We start from the raw sequence: 26,219 nt of genomic DNA on the forward strand, positions 1-26,219 counted from the left end.
GAAGGAATTTCCATGCTGCCTGGAATCAAACTGTTCGATTTAACGAGTCGTGCTGCCATCATTACCGGGGGCTCTAAAGGTCTGGGTTCCGCCATGGCGGAAGGGCTGGCGTCTGCGGGCGCGGATGTATTGTTGACGAGCCGGCATCAGGCTGAAGTGGAAGCGACGGCGGCACAGATTGCGAAAGATTATGGCGTAAAAGTGATCGGAGTCCAGGCGGATGTGACGGATGCGGAGCAGGTTGCCGCGATGACCGACCGGGCAATTTCAGAATTCGGAAAGATTGATATTCTGATCAACAACGCGGGGATTAATATTCGCGGGCCGATTGATGAGTTGACGCTCGAACAATTTCAGGAAGTTCAAAATGTCAATGTGACCGGCCCCTGGTTGTGTGCCAAGTCAGTCGTGCCGCATATGAAGCAGGCGAAATATGGTCGGATTATCAATTTAGCCAGTACGCTGGGACTGGTGGGGATGTCCAATCGCACGCCTTACACCGCCAGTAAAGGGGCCATGGTCCAGATGACGCGGGCGCTGGGTCTGGAGCTGTGCGAATACGGCATCACCTGTAATGCGATTTGCCCGGGGCCGTTTCTCACGCCAATGAATGAACCGTTTGCCGAAACCGAAGAGATCAAGAAATTCATCGTGGGCGCAGTGGCGATGAACCGCTGGGCCAAAATGGAAGAAATTCAGGGTGCCGCGATTTTCTTAGCCAGCGATGCATCAAGTTATATGACGGGCAGTATGGTGACTGTCGACGGTGGCTGGACGGCGCGTTGATGGGACAGGAGTCTTAATGAGTTCTGATGGGGAATCCACTGTTGTTCGTATGAGTCAAAACAACAGACGAATTCTCGTTCGCCGCACTTTGATTGCCGCTTTGATTCTTGTGTGTTCAGCTAGTGCGTATTCAATCTTTCTGGTTGTCCGATTTCATACTAATGTTGCTGTGTTTCAAAGATACGGTGCATATCTGGAATCTGCTAGTCTTAGTAAACAGGGAGAAATTGTCCGTGTAGAATATGATAAGACCTCAGGTCCCGCTTTTATTCCCGCACCCTTTATTCGGTATCATCGATCTCTGTTCGCAATCTACTTGCGACATGTCCCCCAAAGTAATCCAGATGAAATTAATGAGCTGTTCGATTTATTGCAATCATTTCCCAAGCTGGAACAATTATATCTAGAAAGTTTTGCGATTGATCAGAATCGAGCGATTGCGATTGCTCAGCTCCCTAAATTGAAAGTTCTTAGACTCACCGATTGTCAAATTGAAAAATCAGCCTTGGCCTCTGCGTTACATTCTACAGGGTTAACACACCTCAATCTGGCAGATTCGAAATTTCACGAAGCCGAGTTGGAAGCACTGAACAACGGGCCTACAAAAGAGACCCTGGTCGGTCTTGGTTTATCGAATTGCAAGATTACAGATCAAAGTGCGTCCATTATTTCCCGGCTGCGAAATCTGGAAACGCTTGTGTTGGATGGGACACAGATCACCGATCAAAGTTTGAAAATTTTGGCGCGGCTGCCGAAGCTCAAAGTTTTGATTCTGGACCACACCAAAGTGACCGATGCCGGGGTGGCGTATCTTTCTTCTGCGCCGCATCTGGTGGAGCTTAGCCTCAGCAATACGAGTGTTTCGGATGCAATGCTGGAGACGCTGAAGCAGGAAATCCCTGCACTGCGTGTGTCCGACGACTGAACGATTTTACCGCACCGCTGGAAAGACCTATCAGTTTGTGTGGTCGTTATCCCTCAGTGTAAATCGTGGAAGAATATGCTCAAACGGTCTAACCGGACCTCGGTCTTTTGCTTCAGCTTAAAAAAACGTTGATTTTTTGATTCACTACGCACTGGGGAATTTCTTTGATCTAGTTTTACAACGTGTACTCCTCGTTTTACGACTGCAGTAAATCTGTGTCCCAAGCTAGAAAACAAGAAAATGAATAATCCAGTATCAAAGATCCTGATTGTCGATGATTCGGATGTGGTGCGACGCATCCTTTGCAAAGCACTGACTCAGGACGACTATGAATTGCATACTGCCGTTGATGGAGAAGACGGGCGTCAAAAAGTTCATGAGCTGAAGCCGGATATCGTTTTACTCGACGTGGAAATGCCAGTTCTGGATGGCTTTGCCGTTTTAAAGGAAGTTCGCGAAAATTATAAGGTCGAAGAAGTTGCCGTGATCATGGTCACCTCGCACAACGACGGCAAAGGGATTACCCGCGCGTTTGAGGAAGGCGCCTTCGATTATATTCCGAAGCCGGCGACCGATTCGGAAATTCAAGCCCGCGTCAGGAATGCGATTCGTGCATTGCAGTTGGTGCGAGAACAGAAAACATTACGCAAGGCGGCAGAAACCGCCAATCAGTCCAAGAGCGCGTTTCTGGCGAACATGAGTCATGAAATCCGTACTCCCATGACGGCGATCCTGGGATACACGGAACTTCTGGAGCTGGAAGCCAAAACACATCAGATGCCCGAATTATTTCTGGATTCGCTGGACACCATCAAACGCAACGGCGGGCACCTGATGGAATTGATCAACGATATTCTGGACCTCTCAAAAATTGAAGCAGGCAAACTGGACATTGAATCGATTTCCTGTTCGCCTCAAACAATTGTGGAAGAGGTGCTGGAACTGGTTCAAGTCCGTGCGGAAGCCAAAGGGTTGAAGCTGGAAGCCAGTTATGAGTTCCCTTTGCCTGCTGAAATTCAATCTGACCCCACGCGGATTCGACAGATTCTGATCAACCTGATTGGAAACGCGATCAAGTTTACGGAAGTGGGAACGATTCGACTGGAAACACAACTGGTTGAATCTCCGGGCGCTGAGCCACAAATTCAATTTTCGGTGATTGACCAGGGAATTGGGATGACCGAGTCGCAGTTATCGAATCTGTTCCGTCCGTTTACGCAAGCCGACTCCTCAACCACACGTAAATATGGTGGAACCGGCTTGGGACTCACAATTTGCAAACGTCTGGCAAACATGTTAGGTGGAGACATTTCAGTGACCAGTGAACGTAACAAAGGTTCGCGATTCACTGCCGCAGTAGATACCGGAAATCTGGATGGTGTCGAACGCCTTCAGGAATTACAGCAGCGCATTGCTCCAGAAACAGAGGCCAGCGAATCAAGCCAGCCGCAAGTCTGTGCCATTCCGGAATTTCCTCTGAAAGGGAGAAAAATTCTGTTGGCCGAAGATGGTCCTGACAATCAAAAACTGATTGCCTTCATTCTGAAGAAGGCCGGCGCTGAAGTGACGATCGCTGAAAACGGAGAAGTGGCCCGCCAGGCAGCCGTGAAAGCAATGGAAACGGGTTTGCTTTATGACGTGATTCTGATGGACATGCAGATGCCGATTCTGGACGGTTATGGCGCAACGCGAAAAATCCGCGAGCACGGTTATTCCGGGCCAATTATTTCTTTGACGGCCAATGCGATGGAAGGGGACCGTGAAAAGTGCATCAACGCCGGCTGCAACGATCACATCACCAAGCCTGTGAATCGTAAGAAAATGATCGAGATGATTTCTTCCATCTGCAACGAGGAAGCAGTCGTTTAACGACAACTTGATTTACTGAGCGACATCGTACCTCTGCGCTTATCCGACGGTACTGTTGCAATTTCAAAGCAACTGCTCCCACGCGTGTTGCAAATGGGTTGCCGCTACAAATTTACTGGTGATGTCGACCTGATTCATACAAGTTAGTGTTGCACACTCTGTTGCTGCTTGGCGAAGTTGGGCTGCTTGACGGAATTCTCTTTGTCGTTAGGGGGAATGGTTTTGACGACTTTCCAGGCCAGGCCCAGTTTTTCGAGGACGAGAATCGCACCGTAGGTCATGTCGAGTTCCCACCATTTGTGGCCGTTCTTAGCCATGCGTTGATACTTGTGATGGTTGTTGTGCCAGCCTTCGCCGTAGGTTAACAACGCAACCCACCACAGGTTGCGGCTGTCGTCGGTCGTTTCATAATTGCGGTAGCCCCAGATGTGTGTGGCGGAGTTCACAAACCAGGTCGCATGCAACACATAAAACAGTCGCACGAACATGCCATACACGACCATGCTGATCGCAATTTCCGATCCACCCAGCCAGTAGCCGATGCCATAGAGAACGGCGCCCATGCCGATATGCCAGAGCAGAAACGTGCGTTGCAGGAACCGCATGAACGGGTCTTTGAGTAGGTCAGGAGCGAAGCGCTCGTGCGTGGCCTGGATTTCTTCCGTACTGTGATAGGGGATCAGCCACATGATGTGACTCCACCAGCGTCCGTCGCGCGGCGAATGCGGATCGCCGGGCTGGTCACTGTGCAGATGATGTTTGCGATGATTGGCCACCCATTGAATCGGGGGCCCCTGTCCGGCCAGTAAGCCGATCAGGCCAATCAAACGAAACATGAATGGATACGTCTGAAAGCTGCCATGCGTGAGCAGGCGATGATAGCCCATGCAGATCCCGATGCCGCCGGTCAGCCACCCCAGAAACAGACAGGTGAATAGGCCCGTCCAGGTAAAGTAAAAGGGGGCGGCCAGCAGTCCCAGATGAATGACGGCGATCCAGCCGATCACGGGCCAGTCGACGCGGGCATCCGGTTGGGCGGGCACTGTCTCAACAGATTCCTCAGAGGTTAAATTGTCAGTTTCAACACGCGGCGCGACGGTCTGCTGAGAGTTCATTCAATAGGACCAATACTATCAATGTGTAGGGGCAAATAAAAACCGGCCGATTTTAGGGGGAATGGCTATTTGTGTCTATAGAAGTGAGGTTGGTTGGGAGGGATGTGCTTTTCACAAGACAGGTGTATAGAGAATATCAATCAATCACCCGCATAATCTATCAACCAAAGAGTTTGATGCCTAATTCGTCGCGCAATCTCATCCGTCGATTAATTATCCGTCAACGCGTCTTGCCATACTGCCGGTAAGTCGTCCCTGGATAGATTAACGTGAGGTTTGTCTACAAACTCGATCGCAAACCCGTTTTCGTCTTTCGAAATGGATTCAACCTGATCCCAGTTGAGAGTGAGCTGTGTCTCTGCGGTCTGCAGTCCGATTGCCTCGGCGGTTAAACGGACCTTCACTTTGCTCTCCGGATTTTCTCCTGAGCGGTTGATGATCCGCAGAAACATTGAAACCAGTCGTGCTCGCCCCTTCTTAAATGTGATGTTCACGCCAATTCGATATACGATGTAGAGTATGATTACCGGAATAATATTATTGATAATCAGGCCGGAGTCCTCTGCAAAGAGAAAGAAGACCAGAAAAAAAATGGCAAGAAGTAAGAACGCGCCCATCCAGCAGAGGAGATACAAGCTGTCGACCAGGAACGAGGCCAGTGACAGTGACTGAGTGATCGATAAATTTGCTTGCGGAGTATCTGGGAGCGTTAATTCACAAGGTGGCAGATCGGGGGAGAGTGACTGGTACATACAGATTCATCCTTTGAGAAGGGATCGCTTTGTGCTCAACCTCTAGCCTTCAATGTTGGCTCTGCCAGCATTTGCTCGATTTCGGAAACGACTATTTCTCCGGTGATCTTATCTGCAAGAAGTCGCCGTAGAACAATTTCGTCGCGTGAATTTTTTGTCAGCAGTAATAATCCCAGCCCCGAAACATCCTGAAAATAATTTCTCCAAGTGTCAATTTGCTCGCCTGGAATCTTAGCTAAATCTACCTGATAACAGGTAATCGGGTATGTCTGAATCAGCTTTAGAACCAATGGATCTTCTGAATAGCGTGCTTCATGCATTATCGTTCCATGACTCCAGGAAGCCATAACACTGACCAAAATCAGCTTTCCGTGGGCTAGATCGTTTTGAATCTGCGTTACCGAATATTTTCGCCATTGAATCCTGTCAGGTTTTTGAAATGTCTGAAACAAGATCAGGCCAATAAAACCACACAGAATTACAACTCCGGTTACTCTTAACTGTTTTTTCTTGCTGAATTTCATCTCACATGCTCCCAACTGACAATATTTGGTTGTGAGCAGTATAACAAAAGCATGAGAACGAACGTATCTGTTCTTTCAAAACTTCACGCTCAGTCCTTTGGTTCCATCGGGGATCTTCTGTTTTAAATAGGGTCAGTCATCCCAGAAATCTATGTTTCTGGAACAAAAATATTGTAGAATAGAAGCCGTTTCTGAAATTATTACCGTCAAACATAAGGTGCTCTGATGTTGCGGAATTGTGTTGTTGTTTTATTGTCAATGCTGATCTTCAGCGGAACGGTCACGTACGCAGACGAATCGTTTCCCAACGCACGCAAGCCGGCGAGTGAGGCGGAGCTGAAGTATTGGCTCGAAAATATGTTTGTGTTTCATCACTATACGGTGGGTGAAATTCAGCAGGCGACTGGTTTGGAACAACCCGACATCAAAGCAGCGCTCAAACGGTTTGATTTGAAACGCGCGTCTGCATCAGAACGCAAACCGGCGGCACCTTTACTCGTCAAACCATATCCCGGCGGTCGGCATCCGCGGATTGGTTTTCTGGAAGGTGCCATCGAACCACAGCGGGAAACCAAGATTTCGGTCTTTGCGCCGTGGGATTCGGTGAGCTATGTTGTGCTGGATATTCCCGAAGCAATCTGGTCGAATCTGGGACTGACCTATCTGGCTCACACGCATGTACCGACGATCTGGTCGAAACAGAACATCGAGTTACCACCGCTGGAATGGACGCGGCATCAAAGTGGCACGTTGTCGCTCTCGCGCAAACTGCCCAACGGCATTGAATTCGGAACGGCCGTCGAGCCACGAGCCGATGCGGTGCTGATGGAAATGTGGCTCAAGAATGGGACCAAAGAGCCTCTAACGAAGATGCGCGTGCAGAATTGCGCGATGCTGAAAATGATGGATGGTTTTACGCAACAGAACAATGAAAACAAACTGTTCCGTGAACCGTATGCGGCGTGCCGCTCGGCGTCGGGCGATCACTGGATCATCATGGCGTGGACTCCCTGTTTTAAAGCGTGGGGAAATCAGAAGTGCCCCTGCCTGCATTCGGATCCGATCTTTCCTGATTGCCCGCCCGGCGAAACGGTTCGCGTGAAAGGCTGGTTCTCATTCTATACAGGGACCGACATCGAAGGGGAATTCAAGCGGATCGACGCACTGGGTTGGCAGAAGTTTCCGGTGAAGAACTCTGAATAGAATAAAAACGATCACTCGTTGTCTGTTTCGATTCTGTTATTTCCCGCAGACGTCAAATTCAATTTTTGGAAAACGGGCGCGGGCGGCGTCGGTCAAGGGGATGGGATCCTTGATGGCAATATCACACCATTTGAGTGTGGAAAGCCGCGGCAGTGTCGCCAGCAGTTCTAATCGCTCGTCGGTGAGTGTCGTCGGGTCTTTGATTTCGATTTGTTCCACGTTCGTTAACCAGGGGAGCAGATGGGCCGCACTTTGATCGAATTGCAGCTTGTTGACTTCCAACCGCTTCAGCGCCGGCATTTGTGCAAGCAACAATAAGGTGTCCTGATCCAGATTCAAATTTTTGCAGTAGAAATATTCCAGATTGGGTAGTTGCGTTAAAGGCTGAAGAGCCGCAGGTTCGGGTAGTTCTACCGGGATATGGCAACGTTCCAGTTGAGGGAAGCTGGTTAGCAAAGTCAGGGCGGTGCGTGCTTGATCTCCACTCAGATGATTCCCTGTGTCCCAGCCAATGACCAGTTGTTTCATATGGGGCTGATGTGCTGCGACTTGTTCAAGCAGATAACTGATATCCTCGTCTTTTCCGGACGGGACTTTCAGAACTTCCAGATTAGGTGCTAAGGCAAGTGCGTCTGCCACACGTTTTTGGGGAAAGATTTCTCGGATGATCCACTTCTGCAGATTCTGTCTGTCTCCATTCTTCAAAAAGCTAAGCATGGCTTTCTGTTTTACAGAGCCCAGGTCGACTTCAACTGAAGTCAGCTGCGAACATCCCGCCATTTTCTCCCAAAACGGGATAACATCTTCTGGTGCCATTTCCAGATTGAGTTTCAGGTCTTCCAGTACCGGCAGGTCCAGCACTTTCTCTGCCACTTGCAGAGAAATCGGATGACTTCCAAAATCAAGATGTAGTCTGCGAAGTCGCTTGATTTGTACAATTTGTTCCAGAGCGGCCTCATCGAGATGAGAATGGAGAATCTCGAGATTGGTCAGGTTGGGCAGATTTCGCAGGGCGGTATAACCACGCTCATTAATCCGACACAGGGAAAACTTGACCCCTGCCAGTTGTTTTACTTTGGAGAGTGTCTCAATACATTTCCCCAACTCGGGATTCGTTTGATCGCGTGTTCCATAAAACCAGATCCTGACAGGAAACGGCAATTGATTAATCGAAGGAATCGCATTTTTGAGAACTTCACAATGCTGATATACTTTTTTGCCATCGACCGTCTTCGAAGGATTTCCGACCCAAATGGAGAAAGGTTCCTTATTTCGTGGGAACCAAAGCCCCACGCGTTTCCGTTTGATTTCCTGATAGAGATTATCTAATGCGGGATCGCGCCAGGGAGGGAATACTTCCGGAGTTGATGGGGGAGGGTTTCCTGAGAACTGAGGTGCGCGTTTGGCTAACACCAGATTGATCTCGTTCAGGCGTTGCTCGCGTTTCTGAAAACCAGTATCGATTTGAACGACGTCCGTTGGTTCAGTTGAAACTTGTTTTTCAGCAATTGCAGTTTGGGAATGATCAGAGCTCACCAGAAAACCACCAATGCCAGCCAGTGCAAGTAACACTGCCGCCATGGGACAAATAAATTGACGCAACATCTGACACTCTCCCTATGATCTACCTGATTTTTAATTTCAGGCAACGCCCAACGATCAGCAAGCAGTCTTACTAAACAGCCAATGATAAGACCGAAGCCGGAAGCTTTTCCACTATCCTATTGTACAGAACAAAACAGGTGTTGTCCTCTTCTCCACTCGAAAATTGTTGAGGTCTTTCCAGCTACCTGGTAGAGATTTTTACGTATCTCACTTTCAAGTAAGCTGTTAGAACAGAACAGGAGTGCTACAAGGGACTCAAAGTAATCTCCCTCCCCTCACATTTTATTTAAAAAAAATGGTAACAGATGAATCGTTTCCTCGCTTGGTGAAGCAGTGAGAGGGGAAATCTGGTTTTGTATGAAAGGGGCTTTCACAATGATGACTGACTGTTATTTGACGCTGGACTTAGACCGCACCGAACGATTTGAACAAAAACTTCAGCAAATGATCAATCAGGGAGGCTTATGCTTGATGGTCTCAATTGGTCATCGAACTGGTCTGTTTGATGTGATGAGCAATATGGACAGTGCCAGTAGTCGTGAGATATCAGATCGTGCCGGCTTGCGGGAACGTTATGTCCGCGACTGGTTAGCCGCGATGGTGACTGGCAGTATTGTCGAGTATGATGAAATGTTCAAAACTTATCGACTGCCAAGCGAATATGATTCATTGTTGACACGCCACGCTGGCTGTAAGAACTATGCCACCAACGTGCAATGGTTTTCTATTTTCGGAAAGCTTGAAGAAGACATTATCAAATGTTTTCGCGAAGGAGGGAGCGTTCCCGAATCGGTCTTTACTGACCTGCAGTCGAAACTGGCGGCGGAAAAATCGGAATCTGATCTGAATGGACTGTTCAAGTACATGTTGCCGCTGGTGCCGACTTTGATTATGCAGCTTTGTGAAGGCCTCGATGTACTGGACCTGGGTTGTGGAACTGGTGAGACGCTGCTGGAGCTGGCGCAGGCATTTCCGAAGAGCCGGTTTGTCGGCTACGATCAATCTCTGGAATCGATTGAGAAAGCCAGGTGTTCTGCAGAGGAAAGAGGGATTGAAAATGTGGCGTTCTTCAATCGAGATCTCGCTCAAATTCATGCCATTGATGCCTTCGATCTGGTCACCGCGTTTGATGTGATGCACGATCAGCCTTATCCATTCCAGGTGTTAGATGAGGTCTACGCTGCGTTACGACCGGAGGGAATCTTCCTGATGCAGGATCTCGTGAATTCAAACAAAGCTGCCTTGAATCTGCAAAATCCTCTCGCACCGCTGTTGTATTCAATTTCGTGTTTGCGAGGCATGGCTGCCAGTCTGCAGCAGAATGATCAGACGGATGAGGTAGTATGGGGCCAGGAGCCGACTTGTCAGACATTGGAAGCGGTTGGTTTCGAAAAGATCGAAATCCATGACTTGCCACATGACATCTTGAGCGAATTTTATGTGGCAACAAAGCCGAACTCATCAGAACAGTGAGTTACCAAAGCCTTAGTGTTTAAATAATTTATCCGCGAGTAGCTCATAGTACTTGGCATCGCTACTCACCTCTTTGATATAGGCATTGAGAATACCGGGATCAACAAATACCATCGCTGGTTGGTCCCGGTAATGCGCCTGAGCTGCTTTGAGCAGATAAGTGATGTCCGTACGGCTTAAACGATGGGTTTTACATAAATCATAAAAGAGACCCTGGGGAGTATCTGCGTTGGCTTTGCGTCGTAACTGGAAATTTTCCCACAAATAGAGGGTTAACCAGATCGATCCGATTAACAGGGTTGCCGTAACCAGCAGCCAGTTCTCCTGCAGCATGCCGCGATTGCGGAATGCTCGAGACACGTCATTAGTATGTCCTGCCAGAATCAAATAGAAATCCACGTTCATCTTCTCACCATTTCATCACGTTATGAATTGCCCGAGCTCTCTGAGTTTCGGTGTACTCGGAGTGCCTTGACGGCGATGTCGCGAATGCGTGCGTTGTCATCGGTGATCAAAGCTACCAGAGCCTGCTTTGCTTCAGGAACCGTCATCGACGCCAGAATTTCGGCACTGGTTCTCCGGACCAGATCATCAGGATCCTCCAGAAGTGAAGCCAGGGCGGGAATCAGCTGGTCATGTAATTTCAGGATATGGGCACACCGGGCTGCCTGAATCCGCCGTTTTCTTAAGGGATGTGCCATGGCACGGCTGAATTCCAGGATACAGCGAGGATTCAGCTTTTGCAGTAATTTGCCGACCGAGGGACAGACCTGGGGATTGAACTCCTCAAAGTGTTCGAGCACGTAATCGACATCGAAACTGGAAAGTTCTTTACGAGCCGCTTCTCTGACTTCTTCCAGCGGACTGTCGATTTTATCAACGAGCAGGTTGATCGCGTCGGGGACATGCTGTGCGCGGAGCTGGCAGGTGGCCCAGGCCTGCTGAACCGGGTCTTCCGAATCGAGGCTTTGCAGGACCATTTCCGTGACTTCAGTCGTATCCAGGTTCCGTAAGATCCCGATGGCTGCTTCTTTTGCCTCCGGTGTTCCATTTTGCAGCATCCATTTTTGCGCCTGCTTTTTACTGACAAGATCCAGTTCGAGCAGGCTGATTAAACGGATGACGGCGGTCTGCAGGACCTTGGGGATTTTCTCAAAATTCTGCCTGTCGGAGCGCAGCCAGACGATCTTGCCGATCTGCTTGAAGTTGGTATGTTGCAGTTCAGAAATACGTTCCGGCAACCAACGCAGGAGATGTGCGATAAACTCGGGATCTTCCCGCTCGGCAATGGCTTCGAGGGCTTTCGGGTTGGGGTAATTGACTTCGGTAAAATCGCAGATCAACTGCATGACCCCGATGTGTTTACTTTCTTTCAAAACCTGCTCGACAAGTTGCCTGGTTTCATCGCTGGAATGCCACAATATTTTTCGAATCGCGGGATCTCCTACGTTCCCCAGAATCAGGAGGCTTTCCACGATTTCTTCAGGCCGATCCAAATCGCTGAGGTGCTCGGCAGCCGACGCGAGTGCATTCAAATTATCACGTCGAATTTTTTGCGAATTTCTGAGGAATGTTCGGGAGTAGACTGAATCGGTCGAAGTATCCAGAAAATACTCGTACAGTCTGCCTACCAGATACCGCAGAGTCTGTGAGACCAGGTCTGGCTGGTGGTTGACCAGACGTTTGTTCTCGAACAGCGCGACCAGTGAAGGGATCTGTCTGAAATCGCTGGTGATCCTCACAAATTCCAGGCCGCAATACTGTAATTCGCGGTTTCCATGCAGCAGACATTGCTTGATGGCAGAATCTAACGCGTTGGATTGCGTTTCCAGCAGCTTGAAGATGCTTGACGAATGTGTGGCATACCGTCGAATGACTTCGACGAGTCCCCGCGTACTTTGTTGTTCAAGCAAGGCGGCAACGGCCTGCTCTCTGATTTCCGGATCTTCAGCGTCCAAAGCCAGAATCAGCACATTGACGGCGTGTGAATTTCTGCTGAGTGCCAACAATTCGAATGTTTTAGTGATCGAAGAAGTCATGCCGGCTTGGGATCGAAAAAAGAACGAGAAGCATCACGGTAGTCAGTGCGGAATCTGATTGCGGTCGATGTCGATTTTACTGTCAGCGCAAATTCAGAGTCCTCAGCGACTCAACAACGGGCCCTATTCTCTCTTTATCGTAATCCGGAGATGGCGAACTGGAACTGGATTAACCTAATCAATCTAACCCACACAATCAGTACTACCGAGAAAACAGACAAAGCCAGCGGAGACTGAATTGCGGCCTGGCGGTTCAAGCTGTTGTTTCCAAGTACGGCTGCAAGAACTCGAAAGACTCTTTGAGTACATCCGGGGCGATATGGCTATGACGACTCAATTCCACGTGAATCCCCCCCGTGTAATTGATCTTCCGCAGGCCTGACATCACATCGGCAAAATCAATATCCCCTTCACCAAACCTCAGATGATCGTGCGCACCATAAACCATGTCTTCGATATGAATATTGAAAATACGGTCTCCCCAGGGTTCGATGAACTGGCTGATGGGCGTCTCTCCCATACACTGCAAGTGCCCGACATCGACGGTCAGACCAAAACAGGGATGATCCACCAGCATCGTCAGGTCTTCAAAATCGCGGAGGGTTTCAATCAGCATGCCTGGTTCAGGTTCGAAAGCCAGCCGGACCTGTTTCTCTGCTGCGTACATAATCACTTCCCGGCAGCCCTCTGCCAGTTGTGCCAGGGCTTGTTCCCGGGAGAGATCCTGATTGAGTTGTCCGGCCCAGAACGAAACGGCGTCCGATTTCAGAAACGCTGCCAGATCGATACAGCGTTTCAAAAAATCGATACGTGTGGCGCGTTCGGCGGGTGTGGCATTGACCAGAGTCGGTTCATGTTTGGCGCGGGGATTCAATAAGAACCGGGCACCAGTCTCAATGACAGAGGACAACTGGTACTGATCGAGTAAGGTCTGCATCTCCTCCAGCTGTCGCGGGAGGTCAGCCGAAAAGGGATTGAGACAATAGTGGTCCACGGTGATCGCGACAGACTGATAACCGGTTTCGGCGATCAACCGGATCGCGTCATCCCAGCGGTGAAAGGCCAGGCCATTGGTATTGTATCCCAGTTTCACTTGTTGACTCTTTGTGCTGACAGAAAGTGAGAAGAAAAAAAGCCCTCGATCAAGACGATGAGGGCTCATCACAAACATTCAAGTAATGCAGCCGCTGTTAGTCAGCCAGAGGTTTGACACGAATGTTTTTATAGTAAACGACGCTCTTGGGGTCGTGTGCCTGCAGTGCAAAACTCCCTTTTTCTCCCAGAGATGGATACCCTTTTGCGCCTTCAGGTTCCGTGTAATCGATTACGGTTTCGCCGTTAATTTTAATCACGACATTTCGGCCTTTGACGATGATGTGTTGCGTCCACCATTCATTATCTTTGGCAGGCGTCTTAAACAACTTCACGCGATTATAAATGCTGCCTGTTTTGACTTTGTCTTTGTGAGTCACATTCACCTGTGATTCATAACCCTGAGTCGGCCAGCCTTCTTCCTGAAATTTGGTGTGGAAGAAAATTCCGGAGTTGCTGCCCGGTGTGGTTTTGACGTCTGCTTTGAATTCAAAGTTCTTGAACTCTTTTTCGGTGAAGAGATGGGAGCGTTTGCCTGTGACGACGATCATGCCGTCCTTGACTTCCCACGGGCCATCTTCTGCAATCCGCCAGCCAGTCAGGTCTTTGCCGTTAAACAGGCTGATAAAACCTTCTTCAGTTTCGGCATTTTTTTCGCCGGAATAGACGGTGCTTCCCAGGAAGGATGAGACCAAAAGAGCGGCCATGATTCCAGTGAAGGCATTGAAACAGTTCGTCGCGCGGTGCATCTTCATCGTGTTGAAAACTCCTGAAAGTGAGTATTGAGATTAGGAAGGTGTTCTTTTTCTATATGCTACGCAGTCAACCCATCCGGTAAAAGTAAACAGGGCACTTCCCCGAACTTTTTCAGGAAAGTGCCCTGGTTTGGCTTAAGGATCTTAAGTAATTCGCCTCTTTTTAGAGCTTGGGAACTTTGATCTCTTTTCGTTTCTGATCGTAGAGCGGGCTCCGAAAACCTTCCGCAAAATACATCCCAAAGCCCTGTCCCAATTCAAATTGGGCGCGTTGTGCCCAGGGAGTTCCCGCATGCTCTTTCATCACAAATTTGTACTGTGCTTCGGCTTTCTTCAGCTGTTCATCGAGCTGCTCCACACTGACTTTGGTCAATTTGACCTGTTCCGGATCGGGGGGCAGCATTTTCTTGCCGCGTCTGACATTCCAGACGTTGCTCTTTTTCTCTTTCGGAACGGGCATGTTTTTGGCATGCTGATCCATGGCCAGGCAGAATTGGAATAACCGCACACGATACGCGAGGCATTGCGCGAGTGTTAAATCATAAGCGGCTCTCCAGCGAGAGGACTTTTCCTGTGCTCGCAAAGGCTTGATCGATTCCAGAATATCGACTGATTTCTGTAACAGCCCCATGGCGCGAATCGCCTTAGGAACTTCCTTACTGCCAATGGCGTAAAATTCCTGCTTCTTGAGCGGATAGTAGAGTTCCCTGACATTCAGCTGCTTATCGAGGTGTGGATTCATCGTGACGATTACTTTCCAGATCGCCGTGCGAAATTTGCTGGCGCTGCGAGAGGCATCGTAATCACGACGTGATAAGAGCAAAGGTTGATACTCTTTCATATCCTGAAAACGGTATTGTCGTTGCTGGTCACTGCCTGCACCGGCAAGTCGCTGTTCTTTCCCAGGCAGCACAAAGAAGATGCCCCCGGTTTCACGGGCAATGCGTACCTGTTCGTAAGGGCCGAAGCCAGCAGAAAAGGCATCCCAACGGCCATGCAGTCCATCATATTGTAATGATTCGGGAAATGCCGTTTCCGGTCCTCGATTAATCTGAATCCAGAACGGTAGATTATATTTGGGATCAGTCCACTTCTGTCGGGCATAAGGATAACCGAATACCGATTCGCGTCCCAAAATATAGATTGGCGTTTTGAGACGTTTGGCACGTGTGATGACTTCTTCGACGGCGGCACCGTCGTCGCCTGATTCATCCGTGACGAGCACTAGACACAGTCGGCGGTCGGTTCTGCGGGCCATAACCGTGTATTTATCAATGGTGGCTGAGACGGTCTGGCACATGTTTTCCAGACCCGATTCATCAATGGGAATTTTTGTGATGGCATCCTGAACTTCTTTCAGATCGGTTGTCGGTTTGGCGGTATGCACGTGGACGCCGGCACCGTAACTGAGAATGGCGGTTTGTAATGTCTGATCGCGTGAGCGGGTCTTGGATTCCTGCTTGGCGGCAATTCCCAGTTCGCCGTAAATTTTATTGAAGTTATCACGGATTTCTTTCTGGTCGTCTTTCATACTGCCCGATTCATCGAACAGCCAGACCACCAGAATTTTTTCTTCACGCATGATGCGAATGAGTTCTTTGGAGATGCGGCTCATAGCGGTGCCATAACCTTCGACGACGGCTCCCACTTCGCCGGTGACTTCACCAACCCCCAGGTCTTCACCCAGAATATCATCACCAGGAGCAGTAATTTCTCCCGCTGTGATTTTGATTTCAGGTTCTTTCAGGCTTTCTGACTTTTCAATTTTCTGTGAGGAAATCGCAGGAGCCGATGTGGCACCGACATTGGTAGAAACTGTACCACCGGATGTGACACTCAGATTTTCAGAGACGGAGAGATCTGTTTCCAGGACCTGTTCGAACTCGGCCTGATCGCGTACATCATCAAAGATGGTTTCGATCGCGACTTCTGGTTGATTTTCAGTCAGATGATGATGAATCATCCCCATCGCAAATAAAATGACTGCGTGTACAATCAAAGATGTAAAAAACGCTGAATAATCGCGCGCTCGAGCCATCAGTAAAATCCCCCTTGTCATTTTTCCTCGCGAGAGCGAATCAAAATGAGTGCCTGTTTTGTCTCAGCATCCTCAGGATGCTAATCCGATGATAGATAATCGAAATGAGTCAGGAACCAGGAACCACTGCAGATAATCTGAGTGTTCCGATTCTTAAAATGTTGCGATGTCTGTGTTTACAATATGTATTCACTCAGATTTTGAGTGGTTTGCTGGTATCGATGCCCCGTTTTTTAAGAGCCTCATTTCTCTTACGTTGTTCTTCTTCGAAACGCGGGTTCGGTTTTGTAACGCGATTTCCCTTCGCGTCCAGGTTCATCTTCATTTCCTTCCACTCCCACCCCAGTGGCTGATTCATTTCTTTGGCAGCCAGATAAGCCCAGGGCGTACCGGGATGGTCATCAATAATGCCGTTCAGCAATTCGGTAGCCTGTTTACTCAGTTTCCGTACAAACGGGCTGGAGCGTACTTCTTTGGAAGGCACCAGTCTCCAGGCATTATTAGCTTTATTTTCGAACGATTTCGGGTTACTTTTCATCTCCGCCAAAACGGTATTGTAACCAAAGGCTCGTACACGGGTCGCCAACACGCGGCCCAAAGCCAGATCGTAATTGGCGCGCCAACGTGGTTCGGAAATTTTCTTCCGATCATTCAAACCCTGCTCCAGCATAACTTGCAGTTCGTTCAAACCGTAGTCAACTTCTGAAACAGGTTTTTGTGCCTCTGTGATTGCCTGTCGGAGTACATTGTCCGAACTTGCGGGAAACTGCAGTGTCGGAGTAGGAAATCTGCGTTTTGAAAGCTGTGTTGCCGCCGCGGTTTTGACGAGTACTGCTTTGGCCGCATTCTTTTGGAGCTTCCCTTCGTAGTCACGAATCGGAATATAGTCAGGGTGATAGGCCCGCATATCAGCTGCTTCGAACTTGGCCCCTTTGGAATCATCTTGTGTAATAAAATAAATCCCGTTGGTTTCTGCACACAAACGGGTCAGGGCATAAGGCCCATAGCCCGAAGATAACTGACGGGCGTCGTAGTCGTTCTGCCCCCAGAAGGGGAGCTTGATCCGTTCGGGCATCACGGTTTCCGGCCCGGTTTCTGCAATCGCCGGAATATCGTAACCATCCACTTCGAACGTCGTCATGACCTCACGTCGGCCGAAGGGGGATGCGTTTCCGACCACATAACATTTAATGCCGTTTCGCTTGGCATCGCGAATTGTCGTTTCCAGATTCTGCATATCGGATCCCGCTTCATCGGTGACGACAATGATCATCATGTTGCGGCGGCCCACTTTTTTGTAGCGGAGCCAGCGTTTGGTTACCGTATTCACAGCAGCGAAAACATTTTCATCTCCTGAGGTATCTTCTTTAATCGAACGGATCTGTGAGACGACCTCTTTGACATCGCTCACAGGATCTTTGGTGACGATCTGAGTTGTAGCTCCAAAGGCGGCAACCGCCGTTTTCAGTGAGTTTTCATTCTCGGTTGCATTCAGAATACCCAGCTGTTTATACACGTTTTCAAACCGGTCGGCGATTTCATTTCGACGTTTGCTGACTGAAGGAGAAACATCAAACAGCCAGACCACCAGCAATTGCTTTTCTTTGGCAGCGGCCGCGATTTCCAAAGTTAAACGGTCGATGGCTCCGGCTACGCCCCCTTCAGGACGGTCGGTTTCGCCGGTAACTTCGACAGACGCCATCAGTTCTTCTTTGGCGGGTTGAGTCAGTTCGTCATTAAAGATGGGCTCGGGTGTTTCAATTTCACTTTCCAGCTGATTCTGCAGCGCTTCCTGCTGTTCGCGCGACGTTTGCGGTGCGGCTGACATCGAAGGGGACAGCATCTGCGTGTCTCCAGAACTGCCGACCACGTCCTGAATCGTGGGATCGATATCGTAAACACTCTGATCCAGTTCTTCGATCGAAGAGATAATCGCATGCTCGGAATCGAGCAGCGTAATGCGCGTGATACTAGCCAGAACAAGCAGGAGTAACAGATGCACGCCCAGACTGATAAACCAGGCGGGTACTTCCTTCATGTTCAACCAGCTTTGGGGTTCAACGTCTACAATTTCGTCAACATGAACGTCCCTGGCGGAATTGACAACACTCACGGCCTGCTCCTTGGATTAGACTGAAATAGGCACCTGCTCAGCATTTGACTTCAATCTGCTGAGTCTGATCAGTAGTGAACCGGGGGCAAAACACCCCTGTTTGATATTAAACGTCATTGATGATTATAAGAATTTTCGTCCATCAATGGCGTATCAAACTTGGAATTTTACCCCTGAATCCAGACAAATACAATCATTGCCCATCCGATTGGCTCGAAAATCTGTCCAAAAGTACATTTTGCGTTATATTTTGGAAGAATTTGACCCTATTTAATAACCTCAAAACGCCGTTCAACGTTCGTCTTTTTTTTGCATTCCGTAATAATTGATAACCGTTTACGAAGAACAATTACGTTCAACGCCGCAAAACAATAAACTGGCTGCTTTCCCTTATCGGATGCAAAATACTTACGACAGGCGATTCTCAATGTCTTTTGAGTGGCTCTATGACTGGCTTCCCATCACCTTTTATTACCTGATGGCAACGCTATTGCTGCTGGCAAATCTGACGGCCTGGGTCTCGATTCTGTTTCTCGTGCCCGGCAACTGGATCATGGTGCTGTTGTCGGCGCTGTTTTATGCTTTCATGCCCGGTGAGGATAATGGCATCTCACTGACGGTATTGCTGATCGCGGTGGCGCTTGCCGGTCTGGGCGAACTGGTCGAAATGCTGGGCGGGTCCGCGGGAGCAGCCAAGAAAGGGGCCAGCCGACGGGCCATGATTCTCTCCCTGTTGGGCACATTCATTCTGAGTGTGATCGGCGCCATGGTCGGCACTCCGTTTCTGCCTCCGTTTGGAACAGTCCTTGGTGCCGTCTTAGGGGGAAGTGTGGGGGCTTATATCGGCGCTTATCTGGGCGAAGTCTGGAAAGGAAATGAGCTGGTCGATCGTTATGAAATCGGACGGGCGGCGTTTGTCGGCCGCATTCTGGGGGTCGTCGGAAAGATGGCAATCGGCGTCATCATTCTGGTGATGATCACCATCGATTCGTTTATCTGACAACGAACGATGCGCTCGTAGCGCAAAAAAACGGTGACTGCATTCGAAAACACAATCACCGTTCGAACAGGAAACACTGCTCACTGATTCGTTGTTATTCCAGATTAAAATTGATTTCGTTATCACCTTCTTTGACCTCGGCTGTCAGTCCGGATGTCTTGGGACTCATCCCGTATTTTTCCGGAATCAGCGAGAGGTCTGTATTGGCCTCTGCCGATTCTGCGGGAAGTTCAGACGTATCCTTTTCCGAAATAATCATCACCTTGTGGCTGCCAATCGTCGCGCCATCACCTTGGGAATAGGTGGTCAGCGTGTAAGTGCCATCCGCCTGAATCTCGCCGGCTGCCGCTTTGCCCGGGCCATCGGGAATGAAGGTCACCGAACCGGTCGGCAGGGGTTTACCGTTGTAAGAAACTGTTCCATGCACTTCGCCCGTGGGCAGTTGATCCGAATTACCGGAACAGCCCACCAGCGTCGGCACTGTTAACAGAGTGACTAAAAGCAACAATCGATTTGAGAATGTCAAAGTCTGGTACATAAAGCATCCGCTTGAAAAAAGTTTGATTCCCTTGTTTAAAAGATCACACGCAACAAATTGACTTGGTTAAAACTCACCCACGACTTCACCCGAGCCACGGGTTGCCAGTGATTTCAAAAGGTCCAGACTCAAACTTTCAGAAAGGAACCGGACGCTACCATCACAAAGCAGCATATGCGTGCCGCCAACATGCTGGCTGCGCCAGCCAACGCCATATTGCGAATGGTTGCCGGAACCAATTGGATATTGAACCACCTTAGTATCAATCATCAGATAACCGTCGGCTCCGGGAGGGCTGCCATAAGCATACGTGGCCCAGGTCCAGGGGGCGATATCATCCCAGCCCCCTTTGGAACCGCTCCAGCCAATGTAGCTGGATAATTCTCCCAGTAGAAACGTATTCGTGGTGCCATCGGTAATGTCACGAAACCGTGTTTTGTGTCGAGGGTAAAGCACGCCCGAAGTCGCATAGTGGCGGCTCGAATTGGAGCCATTCACAAACCCCACATCGACCGAGCCTCCATTACCCCGGTAATGCAATGAAGCATCATTGCCCGGGTTACCTCCCCAGCTTGTTGTATAATCGGTCGCTCGCTCGCCAATTTCTGAAGAAGGACAGATGAAGACGGTAATCGGATCGGTAAAGATGCTGTCGTCTCCATTATGCGGCGAGGTCGTGAACCGATAAGGCATCAGGTTCGTCATCTCACCCATCGAACCGATGGCGTTGTAACGGGGCGCCTGATCAATATAAGGCAGAATTCGTGCGGACCAGCCGGTAATGTAACCTGCGTTGCTGAAATAGCCTGTCGGCAGCATGTTAAAATTGTCATGATAATTGTGAAACGCGAGCCCTAACTGCTTCAAATTATTTTTACACTGCGATCGCCGCGCCGCTTCCCGTGCCTGTTGCACGGCGGGTAACAGCAACGCAATCAGAATCGCAATAATCGCAATCACGACGAGAAGTTCAATCAGCGTAAAACCACGTTTCCTTCGAGTTGGATCAGTCATCAAATTATCTCGCTATTAAAGATCAATTAGAAAAGTGAGCATAAAGACGTACAAAATAAATACGAAATGCCTGTATACATGCCAGTAACTCATTCATTAGAACGATTACTTGGATACAGATTTCATTGAGCGAGACGCGACTCGGTAGAAATGTTAAGAAAACAAACACCACCTTAATAATGTTTGTTAAGTAAGGCAACTTAATTATGAAGTTTAATAATCTATTTCGCAAACAAATCTTTCAGAGCGGAATTGCTATAACTTCTTTTATATCAATACTTGTTTATCACTTTGCCATTCAGAACCGGGTCTGGAAAACGAATGATTTGAGTTGCCACAGAAAGTGGAGAAACAAAAGAGGGGCATCTGTGTTCAATCAGTTAACATGCTGAAATTCCAGCATGGTCATCAATTCTAAAATGAAAACTCCCGGGAGAACTACATGAAAGCCCTTATCTGTTCGACATTGATTAAAGCCCTTATCTGTTCGACATTGATTATTGTCTTCACAGGAACCGCTCTGACTGAAAAGACAGTCCTGGCGCAACAGCCACGTAGAGAAGGTTCCCGTCTGCGAGACACCGTGGTCGAACACCGTGATTTGGAATATGCCAGAATCAATGGGAAACCATTACTACTCGATCTGTATCTCCCCAAAGGAATCAAGAATCCGCCACTGCTGGTCTGGATTCATGGCGGTGGCTGGCGAAACGGAGACAAAGGACGGGGCGGCAAGTTAATGCCTCTAGGAATCAAGGCCGGCTATGCCTGTGCCAGCATCAACTATCGTTTAAGTGGCGAGGCAACTTTTCCTGCACAGATTCATGACTGCAAAGCCGCCATCCGCTGGCTGCGCGCTCACGCCGACAAGTATGGTTATGATGCCCGTCGCATCGGCGTAGGAGGCTCCTCCGCCGGCGGTCATCTGGTCGCGCTATTGGGAACCAGTGGAGGCGACAAAGATCTGGAAGGCAAAGTGGGCACACACCTGGATCAGCCCAGCAGCGTACAGGCGGTCTGTGACATGTGGGGGCCGACTGACTTTCTGCAGATGGACGCGCACGCGCTTCCCAATGCCCGCTTTAAACACAACGATCCCCGCTCACCTGAATCACTGATGATTGGCGGCCCGATACTGGAAAACAAAGACAAAGTCGCTAAAGCCAATCCGATGACGTATATCGACAAACAGGATCCCCCTTTCCTAATCCTGCATGGCTCCAAAGATCCGCTGGTTCCCGTGCATCAGAGTCATCTCCTACATCAGGCGTTGAAAAAACAAAAAGTTCCCGTCACACTGCAGGTCGTCGAAGGAGCCGGGCATGGCGGGCGTGAATTCAATGCGCCTGACATCAACGCACAAATCGTGAAGTTCTTTGACCAGCATCTGAAGCAGCCGAATAAATAGAATGAGAGTCACCGGCGGTGTCCGTTTCACAAAAACTTTGTCTTGCTGTCGGTAGCTGCGTACAATGGTCTTAATTGAGTCCTCTCGGCAGGTAAGTATTTTGTACAAGGTCAGCGGCATGCAACGTACAATTCAATTCGATCTCTTATGGCATCATGTCAAGCAGCGGTCTCCCTGTAAAACACATTATTTCCATGGCTTCGACCACTGGATGCGTGTGTTACGCAATGGTCGAGTGCTTGCCCTCCACACAGGAGCTGACCCTGTGATCGTGGAACTGTTTGCATTATTTCATGATTCCTGTCGCTGGTCGGATGGTTATGATACAGGCCATGGTGCCCGCGGTGCTGCTCTGGCCAAAGAACTGCACGGCGATCTGTTTGAACTGGACGACGATAATTTTGAACGGCTGCACTATGCCTGCACCTGGCATCAGGAGCAGGACTTCTGTGATGATCCCACGATCGGTACCTGCTGGGATGCAGACCGTCTGGATCTGGTACGCGTCGGCATTCTTCCTGATCCCCGGTTGCTCAATACCGAATTTGCTAAACAGCTGGCGGGTGAATTGAATCTGGAAGAAGAATTGTCCAGACACTACGAGAATCTTTTTCGGGATAACAAAACCTCTTTAAAATCAGCATCACATCATTGAAATCTCGTTTCTGGAGGGTTTACACTCAGCTCTGTTTCCCTGAAAATAGCGGCACACTCTAAGAATGTCGCGTTTCCATTTTTCAGGCACAGGATTATCATGTTTTCGCTATCGACTTCGATTTTAAGACACACAAGACTCCCTCTCAGCTGCTTTGCACTTCTCGTTTTTCTGTCGGGTTGCTCTCCCACTCCCGAAGACCAGCCGGACGTAGGTCTCGTGAAAGGCATGGTGACACTGGACGGCGAAGCAATTCCGGGAGCCGTGGTTGATTTTGCTCCCGAAAGCGGGCGGCCCTCTTCCGGTATCACAGACAGTGAAGGACGCTACGAGTTGGCCTACAACCCAACCACCAAGGGAGCGAAAATCGGAAAACATACGGTTCGAATCTCGACCCATCGTTACATTGAAAACGACGATGGTACGACGACAGAGCAAAAGGAAATCATCCCCGAGAAATACAATGTGAACTCCACACTCACTGTGGAAGTCAAACCCGGAGAAAATGATTTTCCGTTTTCACTCGATAAAGAATAATGCCGCGCCTTTTAGCGATTTCAAACGTTTCGCGCATAAAAACATCCCTGCAGATCACTCTGCAGGGATGTTTGAGTTTCTATTTGAGAACGAAGTCTGTTCCAGCTTAGAATTCTCCAATGACCTGACCATCATTAATGACCGACAGTTTGAAATAGATTCCTGTGGTGGCGGTCGGTGGCGTTGAGTTGCTGGAGGCGTCGATGTTTTCGCTGACGAATCGAACCTGGCCATCTGCCAACAGGTAATGCACTCCACCCACGTGTAGACTGGAGGGGCCGAACTGGTAACCGGTTCCATTGATCATGGACCAGCCCACCCGGTGCTGAATGGTAAAGTTGCGAATGTTGTCAAAACCGTTTGCCGGACAGGGATGAGTCACACCCGCCCAGACGCCACCACGATGGTTCGTGCCTGCACTGTCATTAACCGTAGTCCGTTCGGTGAAGGCAACGGTATTTGAAGTCCCATCAGTAATATCACGAATTCTGGTTCGACTGTTTTGAAAGAACATCCCATTGCCCTTCGTCCCACAACGCATATCAATGTTTCCGTTAATGCCCAGATAGTTTGAAAGGCCAATCGGCTGACCATTCACCGGAATATCGGAATTTTTGGAGGCGTCCGGATCGGCACTAGAGGGACAAAGATAAATCGGCAGGATGGTACGGATATCAGTCAGAGTTGTGGTATTCGTTACATCCATGGGACCGTTCGGACTCAGTTTGTTATACAGGGGTGCCTGGTCCATGAAGGGCAGAATAAACGTTGTCGAGAGCCAGCCGTGATCCATAATGAATCCGGGAGGAAAGACGCGATGCGTTTCATGATAGTTGTGAATGGCCAGACCAATCTGTTTTAGATTGTTCTTACAAGTACTGCGACGCGCCGCTTCCCGTGCCTGCTGTACCGCCGGCAGTAACAGGGCGATCAGAATCGCGATGATTGCGATCACAACCAGTAATTCGATGAGGGTAAATCCTCGCTTTACGTAAGTGCCTTTAGATAAACTCATTGTGGATTCCATTTTAAATCGGAAGAAACGGGGGCGAGACAAAACAATGAAGCTGAAGTAAGGTGAGTCAACTGTGGGAGGTATATCACTTAAGTGAAATTCTATGTGTTATTCGTAGCAAATTCAAGCCTTCAATTCACCGTAACTGTCCATTATGACACTGTTTAACGTGATTTTCACAATTGGGGGCTACCAGGCTCAAATGCAGAGAATCGCCTGTAAAGAAGCCGAAATGTCCCAGAAAACGGCCCCTCGACGAGACTGTGCTAAAGGCCATAGACCAGAGTTTCCTGATCGAATACACTCCCGCAAAGCCGGTAAGACTCTGAATTCCGGTCAATGAACGAGGAAGTTCTCAGAGAAAGGACGAAGGAATGTCGCCTGCTCACCAATCAAATTCCACGCCGATCACTGCAAACAGTCGCCGCCATTTTCTGGCGACCGGAGCTGGAGTCGCAGCAGGGATGCTGCCGACGTATGTTTCCGCGCAGGAACAACAGGAGCCCACGATGAACTCACGACCGAAGTGTCTATTCTTTGATGTCAATGAAACCCTGCTCGATCTGGAAGCGATGAAAGCCAGTGTCGCGAATGCGCTCGGCGGTCGCCCCGATCTGCTGCCGCTCTGGTTCACCACAATGCTGCAGCATTCACTGGTCGCGACGGTCGGCGATCATTATGACGATTTCGGCGTGATTGGCGCCGCTACGTTGCAGATGGTGGCCCGCAATGAAGGGATCGAACTGACGGACGAAGCCGCGAAACAGGCGATCGCGCCGATTCGCTCACTCCCTCCACACCCCGATGTAAAACCGGCCCTCGAACAGTTAAAGCAGGCCGGCTTTCGGATCGTGACGCTGACCAACTCATCACAGGCGGGCGTGGATACCCAGATGAAAAACGCGGGCCTGTATGATCTATTCGAAACGCGATTGAGTATCGAAGAACTGCAGATGTTCAAACCGCACTCGCACGTTTACAAATGGGCGGCCCGCAAAATGAAAGTGAAGCCGGAGGACTGCATGCTGATCGCCGCCCACGGCTGGGATATCGCCGGTGCTCTCTGGGCCGGCTGGCGCGGCGCGTTCGTCTCACGCCCCGGCGCGCAACTTTACCCCCTGGCGAAACAACCCGAAATCATCGAACCCAACCTGCAACACGTAGCCGCACAGTTGCTGCAACTGGGAACGGATTGCTGCCCGTAACGAGATCTTTCGAATCAAAAAAATGTGAGAATTGATCCGAAATAGTGATTGACCAACGATTATGATCGAAATCGGGTGCTACTGTCGGCTGGCTATTTAGTCCAGACAGTGCTACTCGAAACAGTTCCTGATTCCCATTCAGCGCATAAAAAAACGCATCCCATAATGATGAGATGCGTTTTGTATATCTGATTGCAATCAGTGACTACTGGTTACTCTGCAGGCGAGAGAGGCGGGCGCGACGTTCTGCACGACGTCGGTTTCTTCGGTTCTCATCGCTGGGCTTTTCATAATATTCGCGACGACGCATTTCTTTTTTAATGCCAGCGTGCTCAACAATCTTACGGAACCGTTTTACTGCCTCCTGAATTGATTCGTTTTCTCGTAACCGAAGCTTAACCACTCAAATCACCTTTTCTTTTCCTGATTGCAATAAAAGTTTGTAAACATACCAATTAGATATACATCGTCTCATCCATTGATGAGAATTCAGACGTTTTTCTACTGAAGCGGGTCCGATAGACAGACCTCTCACTCCAAGGTGGGAACGACAAAGAT

24 protein-coding genes are annotated in these 26,219 nt (G+C 49.3%); 10 read left to right on the top strand and 14 right to left on the bottom strand.

Annotated features, from left to right (window positions below; genetic code table 11):
* Nucleotides 1-12: 12 nt before the first annotated feature.
* The 3 genes from Pan241w_RS25710 (at nt 13) to Pan241w_RS25720 (ending at nt 3,580) form a co-directional block, all read left to right on the top strand.
* Complete coding sequence (locus Pan241w_RS25710) at nt 13-786, top strand: SDR family NAD(P)-dependent oxidoreductase (protein ID WP_198000155.1); 774 nt, start codon at nt 13-15, stop codon at nt 784-786.
* Nucleotides 787-802: 16 nt separating this feature from the next.
* A complete protein-coding gene (locus Pan241w_RS25715) occupies nt 803-1,711 on the top strand; it encodes a leucine-rich repeat domain-containing protein (protein ID WP_145221557.1) in 909 nt (302 codons plus the stop codon).
* A 240-nt stretch (nt 1,712-1,951) separates the two neighbouring features.
* Complete coding sequence (locus Pan241w_RS25720; protein ID WP_145221560.1) at nt 1,952-3,580, top strand: response regulator; 1,629 nt, start codon at nt 1,952-1,954, stop codon at nt 3,578-3,580.
* A gap of 143 nt (nt 3,581-3,723) precedes the next feature.
* On the opposite strand, the gene Pan241w_RS25725 is transcribed toward Pan241w_RS25720, so the two are convergent.
* From Pan241w_RS25725 to Pan241w_RS25735, 3 genes are all read right to left on the bottom strand, one after another.
* On the bottom strand, nt 3,724-4,695 hold the full coding sequence (locus tag Pan241w_RS25725) for an acyl-CoA desaturase (protein WP_145221563.1): 972 nt from the start codon (nt 4,693-4,695) through the stop codon (nt 3,724-3,726).
* A gap of 209 nt (nt 4,696-4,904) precedes the next feature.
* The gene (locus Pan241w_RS25730; RefSeq protein WP_145221566.1) at nt 4,905-5,447 is read right to left on the bottom strand and encodes a hypothetical protein; all 543 of its coding nucleotides are present in this window, start codon (nt 5,445-5,447) and stop codon (nt 4,905-4,907) included.
* A 35-nt stretch (nt 5,448-5,482) separates the two neighbouring features.
* Nucleotides 5,483-5,971 (bottom strand): hypothetical protein, encoded by a 489-nt coding sequence (locus Pan241w_RS25735; protein ID WP_145221569.1) that lies wholly within the window; start codon nt 5,969-5,971, stop codon nt 5,483-5,485.
* A gap of 225 nt (nt 5,972-6,196) precedes the next feature.
* Here Pan241w_RS25735 and Pan241w_RS25740 point away from each other — a divergent pair, with 225 nt between their 5' ends.
* Entirely contained in the window at nt 6,197-7,174 is a 978-nt protein-coding gene (locus tag Pan241w_RS25740; protein ID WP_145221573.1) for a hypothetical protein, read from the top strand.
* Nucleotides 7,175-7,210: 36 nt separating this feature from the next.
* Here the strand turns inward: Pan241w_RS25740 and Pan241w_RS25745 are convergent, their stop codons facing one another.
* A complete protein-coding gene (locus tag Pan241w_RS25745) occupies nt 7,211-8,779 on the bottom strand; it encodes a hypothetical protein (RefSeq protein WP_145221576.1) in 1,569 nt (522 codons plus the stop codon).
* A 375-nt stretch (nt 8,780-9,154) separates the two neighbouring features.
* Between Pan241w_RS25745 and Pan241w_RS25750 the strand changes: the two genes are divergently transcribed.
* On the top strand, nt 9,155-10,252 hold the full coding sequence (locus Pan241w_RS25750; RefSeq protein WP_145221579.1) for a class I SAM-dependent methyltransferase: 1,098 nt from the start codon (nt 9,155-9,157) through the stop codon (nt 10,250-10,252).
* A 12-nt stretch (nt 10,253-10,264) separates the two neighbouring features.
* Here Pan241w_RS25750 and Pan241w_RS25755 read toward each other — a convergent pair whose 3' ends face one another.
* The 6 genes from Pan241w_RS25755 to Pan241w_RS25780 form a co-directional block, all read right to left on the bottom strand.
* Nucleotides 10,265-10,657 carry a hypothetical protein gene (locus Pan241w_RS25755; RefSeq protein ID WP_145221582.1) on the bottom strand — a complete coding sequence of 131 codons (393 nt, stop codon included), beginning with the start codon at nt 10,655-10,657 and terminating at the stop codon, nt 10,265-10,267.
* 20 nt (nt 10,658-10,677) lie between these two features.
* Complete coding sequence (locus Pan241w_RS25760; protein ID WP_145221585.1) at nt 10,678-12,291, bottom strand: HEAT repeat domain-containing protein; 1,614 nt, start codon at nt 12,289-12,291, stop codon at nt 10,678-10,680.
* 253 nt (nt 12,292-12,544) lie between these two features.
* Nucleotides 12,545-13,384 (bottom strand): sugar phosphate isomerase/epimerase family protein, encoded by an 840-nt coding sequence (locus tag Pan241w_RS25765; protein ID WP_145221588.1) that lies wholly within the window; start codon nt 13,382-13,384, stop codon nt 12,545-12,547.
* Nucleotides 13,385-13,481: 97 nt separating this feature from the next.
* A complete protein-coding gene (locus Pan241w_RS25770) occupies nt 13,482-14,138 on the bottom strand; it encodes a 3-keto-disaccharide hydrolase (protein ID WP_145221591.1) in 657 nt (218 codons plus the stop codon).
* A 163-nt stretch (nt 14,139-14,301) separates the two neighbouring features.
* A complete protein-coding gene (locus Pan241w_RS25775; RefSeq protein WP_232107275.1) occupies nt 14,302-16,176 on the bottom strand; it encodes a vWA domain-containing protein in 1,875 nt (624 codons plus the stop codon).
* Between the two features lie 193 nt (nt 16,177-16,369).
* The gene (locus Pan241w_RS25780; RefSeq protein WP_145221597.1) at nt 16,370-18,289 is read right to left on the bottom strand and encodes a vWA domain-containing protein; all 1,920 of its coding nucleotides are present in this window, start codon (nt 18,287-18,289) and stop codon (nt 16,370-16,372) included.
* Nucleotides 18,290-18,716: 427 nt separating this feature from the next.
* Here Pan241w_RS25780 and Pan241w_RS25785 point away from each other — a divergent pair, with 427 nt between their 5' ends.
* On the top strand, nt 18,717-19,289 hold the full coding sequence (locus Pan241w_RS25785; RefSeq protein ID WP_198000156.1) for a DUF456 domain-containing protein: 573 nt from the start codon (nt 18,717-18,719) through the stop codon (nt 19,287-19,289).
* Nucleotides 19,290-19,383: 94 nt separating this feature from the next.
* Here Pan241w_RS25785 and Pan241w_RS25790 read toward each other — a convergent pair whose 3' ends face one another.
* On the bottom strand, nt 19,384-19,827 hold the full coding sequence (locus Pan241w_RS25790; protein WP_198000157.1) for a hypothetical protein: 444 nt from the start codon (nt 19,825-19,827) through the stop codon (nt 19,384-19,386).
* Between the two features lie 66 nt (nt 19,828-19,893).
* Nucleotides 19,894-20,841, bottom strand: coding sequence for a DUF1559 domain-containing protein (locus tag Pan241w_RS25795; RefSeq protein WP_145221602.1), 948 nt, complete (start codon nt 20,839-20,841; stop codon nt 19,894-19,896).
* A 442-nt stretch (nt 20,842-21,283) separates the two neighbouring features.
* Between Pan241w_RS25795 and Pan241w_RS25800 the strand changes: the two genes are divergently transcribed.
* From Pan241w_RS25800 to Pan241w_RS25810, 3 genes are all read left to right on the top strand, one after another.
* Nucleotides 21,284-22,249, top strand: a complete 966-nt coding sequence (locus tag Pan241w_RS25800; protein WP_145221605.1) for an alpha/beta hydrolase — start codon at nt 21,284-21,286, stop codon at nt 22,247-22,249.
* A 118-nt stretch (nt 22,250-22,367) separates the two neighbouring features.
* The gene (locus Pan241w_RS25805) at nt 22,368-22,904 is read left to right on the top strand and encodes an HD domain-containing protein (protein ID WP_145221608.1); all 537 of its coding nucleotides are present in this window, start codon (nt 22,368-22,370) and stop codon (nt 22,902-22,904) included.
* 99 nt (nt 22,905-23,003) lie between these two features.
* Nucleotides 23,004-23,441 (top strand): carboxypeptidase-like regulatory domain-containing protein, encoded by a 438-nt coding sequence (locus Pan241w_RS25810; RefSeq protein WP_145221611.1) that lies wholly within the window; start codon nt 23,004-23,006, stop codon nt 23,439-23,441.
* Between the two features lie 106 nt (nt 23,442-23,547).
* Here the strand turns inward: Pan241w_RS25810 and Pan241w_RS25815 are convergent, their stop codons facing one another.
* Nucleotides 23,548-24,456: a DUF1559 domain-containing protein gene (locus Pan241w_RS25815; RefSeq protein ID WP_145221614.1), complete on the bottom strand. Its 909-nt coding sequence runs from the start codon at nt 24,454-24,456 to the stop codon at nt 23,548-23,550.
* Nucleotides 24,457-24,830: 374 nt separating this feature from the next.
* Between Pan241w_RS25815 and Pan241w_RS25820 the strand changes: the two genes are divergently transcribed.
* A complete protein-coding gene (locus tag Pan241w_RS25820) occupies nt 24,831-25,661 on the top strand; it encodes a haloacid dehalogenase type II (protein ID WP_198000158.1) in 831 nt (276 codons plus the stop codon).
* Nucleotides 25,662-25,866: 205 nt separating this feature from the next.
* Here Pan241w_RS25820 and rpsU read toward each other — a convergent pair whose 3' ends face one another.
* Nucleotides 25,867-26,064: a 30S ribosomal protein S21 gene (rpsU, locus tag Pan241w_RS25825; RefSeq protein WP_081459387.1), complete on the bottom strand. Its 198-nt coding sequence runs from the start codon at nt 26,062-26,064 to the stop codon at nt 25,867-25,869.
* Nucleotides 26,065-26,219: the final 155 nt, after the last annotated feature.

It is taken from the genome of Gimesia alba, from assembly GCF_007744675.1.
GTDB lineage: Bacteria > Planctomycetota > Planctomycetia > Planctomycetales > Planctomycetaceae > Gimesia > Gimesia alba.

What these genes read in the sequence shown, in the direction of transcription:
- Pan241w_RS25710 (WP_198000155.1), top strand. Translation starts at nt 13, where the DNA reads ATGCTGCCTGGAATCAAACTGTTCGATTTAACGAGTCGTGCTGCCATC.
- Pan241w_RS25715 (WP_145221557.1), top strand. Translation starts at nt 803, where the DNA reads ATGAGTTCTGATGGGGAATCCACTGTTGTTCGTATGAGTCAAAACAAC.
- Pan241w_RS25720 (WP_145221560.1), top strand. Translation starts at nt 1,952, where the DNA reads ATGAATAATCCAGTATCAAAGATCCTGATTGTCGATGATTCGGATGTG.
- Pan241w_RS25725 (WP_145221563.1), bottom strand. Translation starts at nt 4,695, where the DNA reads ATGAACTCTCAGCAGACCGTCGCGCCGCGTGTTGAAACTGACAATTTA.
- Pan241w_RS25730 (WP_145221566.1), bottom strand. Translation starts at nt 5,447, where the DNA reads ATGTACCAGTCACTCTCCCCCGATCTGCCACCTTGTGAATTAACGCTC.
- Pan241w_RS25735 (WP_145221569.1), bottom strand. Translation starts at nt 5,971, where the DNA reads ATGAAATTCAGCAAGAAAAAACAGTTAAGAGTAACCGGAGTTGTAATT.
- Pan241w_RS25740 (WP_145221573.1), top strand. Translation starts at nt 6,197, where the DNA reads ATGTTGCGGAATTGTGTTGTTGTTTTATTGTCAATGCTGATCTTCAGC.
- Pan241w_RS25745 (WP_145221576.1), bottom strand. Translation starts at nt 8,779, where the DNA reads ATGTTGCGTCAATTTATTTGTCCCATGGCGGCAGTGTTACTTGCACTG.
- Pan241w_RS25750 (WP_145221579.1), top strand. Translation starts at nt 9,155, where the DNA reads ATGATGACTGACTGTTATTTGACGCTGGACTTAGACCGCACCGAACGA.
- Pan241w_RS25755 (WP_145221582.1), bottom strand. Translation starts at nt 10,657, where the DNA reads ATGAACGTGGATTTCTATTTGATTCTGGCAGGACATACTAATGACGTG.
- Pan241w_RS25760 (WP_145221585.1), bottom strand. Translation starts at nt 12,291, where the DNA reads ATGACTTCTTCGATCACTAAAACATTCGAATTGTTGGCACTCAGCAGA.
- Pan241w_RS25770 (WP_145221591.1), bottom strand. Translation starts at nt 14,138, where the DNA reads ATGAAGATGCACCGCGCGACGAACTGTTTCAATGCCTTCACTGGAATC.
- Pan241w_RS25775 (WP_232107275.1), bottom strand. Translation starts at nt 16,176, where the DNA reads ATGGCTCGAGCGCGCGATTATTCAGCGTTTTTTACATCTTTGATTGTA.
- Pan241w_RS25785 (WP_198000156.1), top strand. Translation starts at nt 18,717, where the DNA reads ATGTCTTTTGAGTGGCTCTATGACTGGCTTCCCATCACCTTTTATTAC.
- Pan241w_RS25790 (WP_198000157.1), bottom strand. Translation starts at nt 19,827, where the DNA reads ATGTACCAGACTTTGACATTCTCAAATCGATTGTTGCTTTTAGTCACT.
- Pan241w_RS25795 (WP_145221602.1), bottom strand. Translation starts at nt 20,841, where the DNA reads ATGACTGATCCAACTCGAAGGAAACGTGGTTTTACGCTGATTGAACTT.
- Pan241w_RS25800 (WP_145221605.1), top strand. Translation starts at nt 21,284, where the DNA reads ATGAAAGCCCTTATCTGTTCGACATTGATTAAAGCCCTTATCTGTTCG.
- Pan241w_RS25805 (WP_145221608.1), top strand. Translation starts at nt 22,368, where the DNA reads ATGCAACGTACAATTCAATTCGATCTCTTATGGCATCATGTCAAGCAG.
- Pan241w_RS25810 (WP_145221611.1), top strand. Translation starts at nt 23,004, where the DNA reads ATGTTTTCGCTATCGACTTCGATTTTAAGACACACAAGACTCCCTCTC.
- Pan241w_RS25815 (WP_145221614.1), bottom strand. Translation starts at nt 24,456, where the DNA reads ATGAGTTTATCTAAAGGCACTTACGTAAAGCGAGGATTTACCCTCATC.
- Pan241w_RS25820 (WP_198000158.1), top strand. Translation starts at nt 24,831, where the DNA reads ATGTCGCCTGCTCACCAATCAAATTCCACGCCGATCACTGCAAACAGT.